5 protein-coding genes and 1 pseudogene are annotated in these 11,261 nt (G+C 76.0%); 5 read left to right on the top strand and 1 reads right to left on the bottom strand.

Features of this window, described 5'->3' with window-relative positions; translation table 11 throughout:
• From ACFWM7_RS28485 to ACFWM7_RS28465, 5 genes and pseudogenes are all read left to right on the top strand, one after another.
• Complete coding sequence (locus ACFWM7_RS28485; protein WP_383265750.1) at positions 1-1,602, top strand: CocE/NonD family hydrolase; 1,602 nt, start codon at positions 1-3, stop codon at positions 1,600-1,602.
• Positions 1,599-2,966: a YcaO-like family protein gene (locus tag ACFWM7_RS28480; RefSeq protein WP_383265753.1), complete on the top strand. Its 1,368-nt coding sequence runs from the start codon at positions 1,599-1,601 to the stop codon at positions 2,964-2,966. Before ACFWM7_RS28485 ends, ACFWM7_RS28480 begins: the two co-directional genes overlap by 4 nt.
• A gap of 428 nt (positions 2,967-3,394) precedes the next feature.
• A pseudogene (locus ACFWM7_RS28475) lies at positions 3,395-4,705 on the top strand (nitroreductase); the annotation flags it as partial.
• Positions 4,702-6,441, top strand: coding sequence for an ABC transporter ATP-binding protein/permease (locus ACFWM7_RS28470; RefSeq protein ID WP_383265747.1), 1,740 nt, complete (start codon positions 4,702-4,704; stop codon positions 6,439-6,441). The pseudogene ACFWM7_RS28475 and the gene ACFWM7_RS28470, both read left to right, overlap by 4 nt.
• Positions 6,438-8,336: an ABC transporter ATP-binding protein gene (locus ACFWM7_RS28465; RefSeq protein WP_383265744.1), complete on the top strand. Its 1,899-nt coding sequence runs from the start codon at positions 6,438-6,440 to the stop codon at positions 8,334-8,336. Before ACFWM7_RS28470 ends, ACFWM7_RS28465 begins: the two co-directional genes overlap by 4 nt.
• A gap of 322 nt (positions 8,337-8,658) precedes the next feature.
• On the opposite strand, the gene ACFWM7_RS28460 is transcribed toward ACFWM7_RS28465, so the two are convergent.
• Positions 8,659-11,124, bottom strand: a complete 2,466-nt coding sequence (locus ACFWM7_RS28460; RefSeq protein ID WP_383265741.1) for a SpoIIE family protein phosphatase — start codon at positions 11,122-11,124, stop codon at positions 8,659-8,661.
• Between the last annotated feature and the right edge of the window lie 137 nt (positions 11,125-11,261).

Here is an 11,261-nt window from a genome sequence, read left to right as displayed (position 1 = left end):
GTGAACACCCGTACCGTGTACGTCCCCACGCCGGACGGCACCGCGCTCGCCACCGACGTATGCCTCCCGGACGGGGTTCGCCCCCGCCCCGCCGTCCTGATCAGAACCCCCTACGGGCGCGACGCCCACCGTGCCGAGCTGCGCGGCTGGGCGGCGCACGGATTCACCGCCCTCGCCCAGGACGTACGCGGCCGCCACGGTTCACCGGGGGAGTGGCACCCCTACCGGAGCCACGAGAAGGCGGACGGCGCCGCCGCGGTCGCCTGGGTGCGCGAACAGGCCTGGAGCAACGGAGAGGTCGTCGCCGTCGGTGCCTCCTACGCCGCGTACTGCGCCCTCGTCACCGCACTCGACGCCCCGGACGCCGCCTCCGATGCGGCCCGCGACGCCGCCCACCGCGACGGAGCCCCCGATGCCGTGATCGCCGCCGTCCCCGCGCTCGGCCTCGCCGAGACGGCGCGCGAGCCAGGGGGCCCCGAGCGGTTGTGGGCCCGGGCCGGCTGGTGGGCGGCCCACGGCGACCGTCGCGACTCCGACCCGGACGCGCTGGACCGCGCCCTGGCGGACGACCCCCGGCTGCTCGAACACCTTCCGGTCGCCCGTCTGGCGGAGCGGCTGACCGCGCGTCTGGGGCGCGAACTGCCGTCCTGGTCCCGGCTCTGGGCCGACCGGGAACGCGGCCGGCTCGTCGAACTGGGCTCCAACGCCCGCCTTCCGCTGCTCGCGGTCGGCGGCACCCGTGACCCCTTCGCCGCGGACACCGTGGCCCTGTGGCACGGGTGGGGCGGCCCGGCCCGGCTGCTGCTCGGCCCCTGGGGCCACCGCCTCACCGCCGACCCCGCCGCTCCGTCCCGTGCGCGTGTCAACCTCGGTGCGCTGTACGTACGGTGGGCCCGCGCCGCGCTCGCCGGGAGCCTGAAGCCGACGCGGCACGGCATCATCGCCCTGGGCGACAGCGGCCGTTGGCACAGCACCCGGGCGCCGGAGGCGCCGGAGGTGTCGGCGGAGCCGCCAGGGCCGGCAGGGCCGGATGCGGAGTGCCGCTGGCCCTTCGACTCGTCCACCGGTCTACGGCTGCTCCACGGAGCCGAGTTCAGCGCCGACCCGGACCGCCCCGCCCGCTCGGACGACCTCGCCGTCCCGGCCGACGGCGACCGTGCCGACCGCTGTCTGCTCCTCTCGCCGCCGCTGCCCCGCCCGCTCGACCTGGCAGGGGCCGCCGTCGCCCGGATCAACGTCACGGCGGACACACCCTGTGCGGACTGGGCCGTACGCCTGACCGCACTCGACCCGTCCGGCCGCGCGGACCCGCTCGCCTTCGGCATCGTCCGGCGGACCGGCCCGCCCGGCGAAGCCGCGGACATCACCGTGCCGCTCGGCACGCTGGGCCGCCGGCTGCCCGCCGGAACCCGGTTGCGGGCCGAGATCGCCGGACACCACTTCCCCGCCCACGCCCGTAACCCGCACACCGGCGAGGACCCGGTCACGGCCACCCGGCTCGTCCCGTCCCGCCGCACCGTGAACCCCCGGGGCAGCGCCCTCCACCTGCCCGTCGTCGCCCGACGCCGCTACGTCGAGCCCGTACCGGAGATATGCCGTTGACCAGCGCCCTGCCCATCGAAGCTCTCGTCGACCCCGTCAGCGGGATCATCCGCGCCGTCGCACCCGTCGAACACCCCACCGGTGCGCCGCCCCGCTACCTCGCGATGACCGCCGATGTCGCCGACGCCCGCCGGCTCGGGGCCTGGCCCGCCGACCGCGTCTCGCTGGGCACCACGTTCGGCGACCCCCGGGGCGCGTGGATCGCCGCGGTGGCCGAGGCCGTCGAGCGCTACTGCGGCAATCGCATCCCGCCGCCCGGCCATCTCCAGGGGCCCCGGCGGGCCACCGCCGCCGAACTGGCCGACGAGGGGCACCGCCTCTACGGACCCGGCGCGCTGCCGACGTACGCCCCCTGGCAGTACGGCCGTCCGGGGTTCCCGTACGCCGAACTCACCGCCGACACACCGGCGCTGTGGACCCGGGCCACGGAGAACGGGGAGCCCTGCTGGGCGCCCGTCGCGCTGACCCACCTCAACTGGCGTCAGGGCGAGCTGCGTTCGCTGCCCCGTACCCATCACCTCAACTACGCGGGCATCGCCACCGGGCAGGGTCTCGACGACGCCGTCGAGCGCGGACTCCTCGAAGTCGTCGAGCGCGACGCGCTGGAACTGTGGTGGCACCTGGACGGCCCCACCCGGGGTATCGACCCGGCGAGCGTCCCCGGGCTCACCGAGGACCTGGCCGGCTGCGGGCTGGACGTGCACCTCGTGGAGATGCCCTCCGAGTTCGCCCCCTGCGTCGCGGCCCTGGTCCACGATCCCGGGCGCGGCATATACGCGGCGGGGTTCGCCTGCCGGTACGACCCGGCGGAAGCGGCCCGCAAGGCGGTCCTGGAGGCGGTGCACACCTGGGTGTTCACACAAGGAACGGTGGACGCCGACGGGTGGGTGTACCGGGCTGTGGAAGCCGGGATGCTGGCCCGCGGCCTCTACCTCGACCACCGGGCCGACCGCCGCTATCTCGACGACAGCGGGCCGGAGTTCGCCGCCGTCCGGGACCTCGGCGCCCATGTCCAGGTCTGGCTGGACGACCGGATGGCCCCGCTCGCCCGCCGCTTCACCGAACCCGCCCTGGGCACCGTCCCGGTCACCGCCATCGCCCCTGGCAGCCGCACCGCACTCGACACGGCGCTCGCCGCCGGGGGACACCGTGTGATCACGGCAGACCTCACCACGGAGGACGTCGCCGAGACCACCCTGCGCGTCGCCCGTGTGCTGGTCTCCGGACTGATCCCCAACGCCCCTGCCGCCTTCGGCTACTTCGGCTGTCCGCGTTTCGCGGAGGCGGCGCTCGCCCGTGGCTGGCGTACTCAACCACCTTCCGGACCCGAGGATTTCACCCTCGCCCCGCCGCCGCACATGTGAAGGAGCGCGCCACGATGCCTGACACACCGGACCGAGCCGCCGCGCCCGCCTGCGGGATGGGCGCCGCCCTGTCCGCCGCACCGGATCTGCTGCGCCAGGCGCTCGCGGACGCCCGGTCGCCGCGTGTTCCGGAGCTTTCCCCGTACGCTCCGGAGCGCCCGTTCCCCTGGAACGGCCCCGCGCTGCCGCTGTGTGGGAGTGGGAGTCGAAGCGGGCGGGGGACGGGATCCGGTCACGGGCCCGCGACCGGGAGTGGGCCCGTGACCGGAGGCGGACCGGGGCCCGTGTCCGGGGCAGGAAGCGAGCCTGTGCTCGGAAGCGAACCCGAGCCCGAGCCTGTATCCGGGCCCGGATCTGAGTCCGGGTCCGGGGCAGGAAGCGGGTCGAGGCTCGGGCCCGGGCCTCGCGGCGAGCCTCACCCCGAGGCCGGGCTCGACCTCGATCGCGTGCTGCGGCTGTCCCTGGCCGCGCCCACCGGCACGCCCGGCCCACTGCGGCCCGTTCCCTCGGCGGGTGCTCTGCACCCGGTGCGCGCCCACCTCCTCCTCGGGCCCGGGTGCTCGCTGCGGCCCGGACGCCACACCTACGACCCGCTCACCCACCGCGCCCACCTGCGCGGCCCGGCCCCCGACGACGTACCGCCGGGTGCCCTCGTCGTCCTCACCGTGGCCGCGTCCCGTACCGTCGCCCACTACGGCCACCGGGCCTGGCCGCTGCTCCTGCTGGACACGGGCCATGCCGCCGCCGCCCTCGCCCTGGCCGGGTCTCCGGTCGCCGATGTGCTGGTCTCCCTCGACGCGGACGGCGCTCTGCTGTCCGCCGCCGCCGGACTGCCCAGCGCCCCGGACTGGCAGGACGTCTGGCCCGGCACCGAGCCGGAACTGCCGCTCGCGGCACTCTGGTTGACGCCTCCGGGCGCGCCCGTACGCACCGGAGCACCGCTGAGCGCCTGGGCCGCCCTCCCGTGTGCCGGAGCCCCGACGCCGCGACCCGGCGCCGATACCACCCCGCCCCGTGAACTCGCAGCGGCACGGCACCTGTTGCACCACATCGCCGGAGCACCCGAGCGGCCCGGCGGCACTTGGCACCCGGCCCCGCGCCCCGTACAGGTGACCGACGAGGCCCTGGAGGCGCGTCGGAGCACCCCGCCCGACGATCTGAACCGCCCGCCCGGCACGGACCTGCTCGCATCGGTCCTGGCCACCGCACGGGCCGCGCGGCCGGACGGCCCCGCCTGGACCGCGGCGGTCGGCGGTGACGCCCCGGCCCTGTACGCGGCGGCTCCCGGCACCCGAGGTCTCCACGTCCTCGCCTCCGGCGACGCCCGTCCCACCCTCGCCCGCTGGGCCGCGCACCAGCAGTGGATCGGGACCGCAGGCGCGGTACTCCTCGCGCACGGCTGCCCCGAGGACGCCCCACCGGCCACTGTCCGCAGCAGTCATCTCGGCGCCGGATACGCGGCCGGAGCGGCCCAGGCACACGCCACCGCACTGGGCCTGCGCTCACGCCCCATCGGCTCCTGGCAGCGGGCCGACCTGGGCGCGGCGCTCGGCGACAGCCCCGGGCGCGACTGGATCGTGCACGGCCTGGCCATCGGCGCACCCCCGACGCCGGCGGCGCCGGGCGCGACAACGGTCACCTCGGCCACGACCGCAGCCACCTCGGCCACGACAGCGACCACCCCACCCACGGCATCCGCCGCCCCCGCGGCCCCGCCCGGCCAGGAAGAACGCCCATGATGCTCCACCCCGAACTCCTGCGCGCCGCGCACACCGCGCGCCGCCCTCTCGGCCTCGCCACAGCGCTGCTCGCGGCGGTCACCGCCACCCACCTCACCCAGGCCGTCCTGCTCGCCCTCGTGCTCTCCCGGATCGCCCAGGGGGAGACAGCTGCCCTCGCCCCGCTGCTCACGGCCGTGCTCGCCGTCGTCCTGGTCCGGGCCGCCCTCGGCCGCGCGCAGCGCCTGACCGCCGTCATCGCCGGGGCCACCGTACGGGTGAGGCTGCGCGACACGCTGCTGGAGCGGCTCGGCGCGCTCGGCCCCACCGCGATCACCGGTGCGCGGGCCGGAGCCGTGCGGGCCACCCTGGTGGACGGGGTCGAGGGCGTCGACGCGTACATCTCGCGCTACCTGCCCCAACTCGTCATCACCTGCGCCGTTCCGCCGCTGCTGCTCGTCGCCGTCGCCCTCGTCGAGCCGTACGCGGCCCTCGCCCTCGGCCCCGCCCTGCTGCTCGCCCTCTTCGGGCCACGCTGGTGGGACCGGCTGCTGGCGCGCCGGGGCAAGGAGCACTGGGACACCTACGAGGCCCTCGCCGCCGACTATCTGGAGGCCCTCCAGGGGATGCCGACGCTGCGCAACGCCGGTGCCGTGGGCCGCGTACGGGAACGGCTGGAGCGGCGGTCGGCCGCCCTGCACCGGAGCACCGTCGCCAAACTCCGGGTCTCGCTCGTCGACACCGGCCTCACCGACCTGGCCGTCCAGGGCGGTACGGTCGCCGCCGTTCTGGTGGCGTGCTCCTCGGCCGCCACCGGCCGAACCGCCGCCACCGGCACGTACCTCCTGCTGCTGCTCGCCTCCGAATGCTTCCGCCCTGTCCGCGACCTCTCCCGCGAGTGGCACGCGGGCTACCTCGGGGTGTCCGCGGCCGACGGCATCGCCACTCTGCGCACCGCCGAGGCCGCCGTCCCGGACCGGGGCACCGTCGCCGCCGCCTGGGAGAGCGCGCCCGAAATCCGTTTCGAGGACGTGCACTTCACGCACCCGGGGAGCGCGCGGCCCGCCCTCGACGGGGTTTCCTTCACCGCCGCCCCCGGGCGCACCACCGCCGTCGTCGGCCCGTCCGGCGCGGGGAAGTCGACCGTGCTGAGCCTGCTGCTGCGGCAACGCGAACCGGACGGCGGGCGCGTCACCGTATCCGGGACGGACACCGCCGCGTACACCCTCGCCTCGCTGCGCCGGGGCGTCGCCGTGGTCTCGCAGGAGACGTACCTCTTCCACGCCACGATCGCGGAGAACCTGCGCATCGCCCGCCCGGCCGCCACGGACGACCAACTGCGCACCGCCGCCCGCACCGCCGGGATCGACGAGGAGATCGTCCGGCTGCCGGACGGTTACGCCACCCTCGTCGGCGAACGCGGGGCCACGCTCTCCGGTGGGCAGCGCCAACGGCTGGCTCTGGCAAGGGCGTTGCTGGCCGACGCCCCGGTCCTGATCCTGGACGAGGCCACCAGCGCGGTCGACGAACGCGGCCAGGCACGCATCGTCCGGGAACTGGCGGCGGCCGGCCGCGGCCGCACCTGCATCGTCGTCGCCCACCGGCTCGACGCCGTACGCCACGCCGACCACATCGTCGTCCTCGACGCGGGCCGGGTCGCCGCGGCGGGCGACCACACCACCCTGCTCGCGGGCGGCGGCGTCTACGCCTCGCTCGTCGCGGCCGGACGCACCACACAGGAGGAGCGCGCCGCATGACCCCGCCCCCGCCCCCGGCCCAGGCCCAGGCCTCCGCCCCGGCTGATCCCGCCCGGCCCCCTGGGCCCGGCCCCGACCGCTCCACCGCCGACCCCGACGCCACCACCGCCGACCCCTCCGCCACCGACGACCTCGAAAGCGGCGCCCTGCGCTCGCTCCTCCCGGTCCTGGGTGCGCACCGCGCCACCGTGCTGCGCACCTGCCTGGCCGCCCTCGTCGACCAGGCCGCCCTGGTGGCCTTGGTCACCCTCGCCGCGTACACCGTGGGCACGGCAGTCACCGAGCACCGTCCGCCCACCCCCGGGACCGTCGCCGTCCTCATCGGGCTCGTCCTGCTCCGGGCCCTCGCCACCTGGCGCGAGATGGACCTCTCGCACGACCTCGCCTACCGGGTCCTGGCCGAACTGCGCGTCCGGGTCTTCGACGGGCTTGCCCGCAGCGCCCCCGCCCGGATCGCGGGCCGACGCAGCGGCGACCTCGCGGCCACCGCGCTCGGGGACGTCGAGGCGCTGGAGTTCTTCTATGCTCACGCCATCGCCCAACTCCTCGCCTCCGGCGTGGTTTTCGCGGTGTCCGCAGCCGTACTGGCGGCCCTCGGGCCCTGGCTGCTGCTGGCCGTCGTACCGGCCGCGCTGCTGCTGATCTGGTCGCCGCTGGTCGAAGCGCGCGGGAGGGCCGAACGGGGGGCCAGCACCCGGAAGGCGCTCGCCGAAGTCTCGTCGGAGACTGTGGAGAGCGTCGACGGGCTGCGCGAGCTCCTGATGACGGGGGCGCTGAACCGCAGGCGGGCCCGGCTCCGGTCCGCCGGACGCCGGCTCGCCCGCGCCCAACGCGCCGAACAGTCCTGGGAGACCGGCGCGGGCGCGGCCCGCGACCTGCTGGTCGTCGCCGCCGTCATCGGGGTCGTGGCGGCCGCCGCCCACGCCGCGTCCGCCGGGCGGCTCGACGGGGCGTGGGCCCCGGCCGCGATGGCCCTCGCCCTGGGCGCCCTGGCCCCGGTCGCCGAATCGGCGGCCGCGCTCGGCCGGGCGGGTGGCCTGCGCGCCGCCGCCGCCCGGGTCCGGGCCGCCGTGCACGCCCCCGCCGGAGCCCCCGCGCCGGCCGACCCCCGTCCCGTACCGGCGGGTCCGCTCGGCCTGCGGCTGCGCGGCATACGGTTCGGTTACGGGGGAGAGGCGGTCCTGGACGGCCTCGACCTCACCGTCCGGCCGGGCGAGACCGTGGCCCTCGTCGGGGCGTCCGGGGCCGGCAAGTCGACCTGTGCCCACCTCCTGGCGCGCTACTGGGATCCGGCCGAAGGCGCCGTGGAACTCGTGCCCCTCGCCCCGGCCCACCCCGTGGACCTGCGGGACCTCGCCGAGGAGGAGCTGCGCGCCGCCGTGTCCGTGGTGGGGCAGGAAGCCCCGCTCTTCCACGGCACCCTCGCCGAGAACCTCCGCCTGGGCGCTCCGGACGCCACGCCGGACGAACTGGGCGCGGTGGCCCGGATCTGCGGCGTCGACACCTTCGCCGACGCTCTGCCCGACGGCCTGGACACCGCGGTCGGCGAGCGCGGTGCGACCCTCTCCGGCGGCCAGCGCGCCCGGGTGGCCCTGGCCCGGGGCCTGCTGAGAGGCCCGCGCGTCCTCGTCCTGGACGAGACGACCGCCCACCTGGACCACCGGGGCGATGCCGAGCTGGCCCGGGCGCTCGCGGCCGACTCCGGCACCCGGACGACCCTGGTGATCGCTCACCGCCCGACCACCGTACGCAGGGCCGACCGGATCGCGGTCCTCGACGGCGGACGCATCGTCGAGGAGGGGACCTGGGACGAACTGATCCGGTCCGGCGGACCGCTGACCCGCCTCTTCGCCCGCGAGGAGAAGCCGACCCACCCCCGAGAAGCCGCCTCCTGATGCGCAGGCCCCTGAGCACCGGCCCTCCGCAGGCGCAGGCCTGTGAGCGGCGGCCGATCCCCCGGCTGCCGCAGGCCCCTGATGCGCGGGCCCTAGCGGCGGCCCCGCGGGCGCGGGCCCCGAGGAGCAGGCTCCCGAACGGGGCCCTGCAAGCTCAGGCCCCCGAGACAGGGGCCCCTGATGCACAGGCCTCTACGCGGCGGCTCCCCGTGGGCGCGCAGGTCCCCGATGCGCAGGCCCCTCAGCACCCCCCCGCAGGTGCAGGTCCCGAGGCGCAGGCCCTGAGCGGCGCCCCCGACGCACAGCTCGTCCCCGCCCCCGCTCAGGGCAGCGGCTGCTCCGCCCAGATGACCTTCCCTCGGGGTGTGTACCGCGTGCCCCACCGATGGGCCAGCTGCGCGACGAGGAACAGCCCGCGTCCTCCCTCGTCCGTCGTCCTGGCGTGCCGCAGCCGCGGCGAGGTGTTGCTGGCGTCGGACACCTCGCAGGTCAGCGCCGCCTGGAACAGCAGCCGCAGCCGCACCGGCCCGGAGGCGTACCGGATCGCGTTCGTCACCAGCTCGCTGACGATCAGCTCCGTCGTCATCGACAGGTCCGCGAGCCCCCACGCCTCCAGCTGGCGGGAGACCTTCGCCCGGGTCTCCCCGACCGCCGCGGGGTCCACGGGCACGTCCCACGACACCAGGTGTTCGGGGCTCAGGACATGCGTCCGGGCCAGGAGCAGGGCGATGTCGTCCGGCTGCGGGACGGGCAGCAGTTCCTTGACGACCGCCGGACACAGGTCCTGCAGCGGCAGTCCGTCCCGGGTCACCGCTCGGCCCAGGCGGTCCATCCCACCCTCCAGGTCCTTGTCGGTCCCCTCGATGAGCCCGTCGGTGTAGAGACCGAGGAGGCTTCCTTCGGGCAGCTCGATCTCCATGGACTCGAAGGGCAGCCCGCCGAGTCCCAGAGGCGGCCCGGAGGGCAGGTCCGGGAAGCTGACCGCACCGTCCGGGGTGACGACCACCGGCGGCGGATGGCCGGCCCGCGCCATCGTGCAACAGCCGTTCGACGGATCGTAGACCGCGTACAGACAGGTGGCCCCGACCACCGTCGTGCCGCCCCGTTCCGCCGGACCCCCCGCGCGCTCCTCCTCGCTGAGCCGCAGGACGAGATCGTCCAGGCGGGCCAGCAGCTCGTCCGGAGGAAGATCCATGTCGGCCAGCGTCTGTACGGCGGTACGCAGCCGGCCCATGGTCGCCGCGGCCCCGATGCCGTGCCCGACGACATCGCCGATGACCAGGCCGACCCGGGCGCCGGACAGCGGGATCACGTCGAACCAGTCGCCGCCGACCCCGTCCTTCGCGTCCGCCGGAAGGTACGACGACGCCACGTCCAGCGCCGTCCCGCCGCGCAGCGTGTGCGGCAGCAGGCTCCGCTGGAGCACCAGAGCCGCGGTGTGCTCCCGGGTGTAGCGGCGGGCGTTGTCCACACACACGGCGGCCCGCGCCACCAGCTCCCGGGCGGGCGCCACGTCGTCCTCGTCGAACGGCACCGGATTCTGCGACCGCATGAAGGTGGTCAGCCCCAGCACGGTGTCGCGCGCCCGCATCGGTACGGAGATGAGCGAGTGCAGCCCGAACTCCCGGAGCCGGGCGGCCCGCGTCGGTTGCTCCACCGTCCACCCGTGGCTGTCCGGGTCGAGCACCGGCAGCAGCACCGGGGCGCCCGCCAGGAGGAAGTGCGCGTCGTGCGGCGGCGGCACGAAGTCGACCGCCTCCCCGACCTGGACGACCGCCTCGGGGCAGCCCTCCCGTACCGAGCTCATGCCTGCCCGCCGCATGGCCGGCCGCTCGCCCACGGCCGGCGCGGCCGACCCCGGGCGGTCGCCGCCGAACGGGGTCTCCAGCAGGTCGACGAAGACGAAGTCCGCGAACCGGGGGACCGCGAAATCGGCGAGCTCCTGCGCCGTACGCTGAACGTCCAGGGTGGAGCCGATGCTCGCTCCGGCCTCGTTGACCAGCGCGAGCAGCCGCCGCGCGTTCCAGCGGTCGGTGACGTCGCGGACCATGTAGCCGATGCCGATCCGCCGGTCCTGGGCGTCGGCCAGCGGGAAGAACGAGCTCGCGTACGCCCGGCGGCGGTGCGGATCGGACCAGCTCCAGCCCAGGTACTCGTAGTCCGTGATCGCCTCGCCGGTCGACAGGACCTGCCGCATCAACCGCTCGATGGGCGCCGCCAGCGCACTGGGCAGCACATCGGTCGGCCGCCGCCCCAGACGCTGCTCCCGAGGCACCCCGCCGAACCGTTCCAGGGTGTCGTTGAGCCAGAGATAGCGCAGGTCGGGGTCGAGCACCGCCATTCCGACCGGCGACCGGGCCATGAAGTCGTCCAGCACGGACCCGCTCATCGTCCAGTGCGGGGTGAGTTCCCGCCCGGACACCAGGAAGCCTTCCTGCCCGGCGATCTGGAACGAGGCGGTGGCCCGCACATCGATGTCCAGCGACCGGCCGTCCCGGCCCCGCAGGGAGACCAGCCCGCTCCATGCCGACCCGGTCCGGCAGCGGGCGGCCACCGCAGCCGTTCGACGGGGGTCCGACGGGCCGCTCAGCAGGAGGGTGGCGGACCGGCCGACCAGCTCGGCCGCCGGATACCCGAGCAGCGCCTCGGCCCCGCGGGTCCAGCCGATGACCGTGCCGTCTCCGGTGATCACCGCCGCCGCGTCGTCGGCCGGCCGCACCGGTCCCCGCCCGTCCCCGGAGGGCAGCGGGCCGGGCTCCGCCGGGGAGCCCTCATCGGCGGATGCCATTGCACCTCACCACCCTCTGTAGGTTTCCATGGTCGCGCGTCGCCCCGGACCGCGCCCGGCGCGCCGTGCCCGGTCCGGGCGCGGGCTGTCCCTCGTTCGGCGGCGTGACGGAGCGGGCCCCGCCCGCGTTGGTGGGG

Origin of the sequence: Streptomyces sp. NPDC058375 (assembly GCF_042723425.1) — a bacterium.
Taxonomy (GTDB): Bacteria; Actinomycetota; Actinomycetes; order Streptomycetales; family Streptomycetaceae; genus Streptomyces; species Streptomyces durocortorensis.
This window is presented reverse-complemented; position numbering and strand designations above follow the sequence as displayed.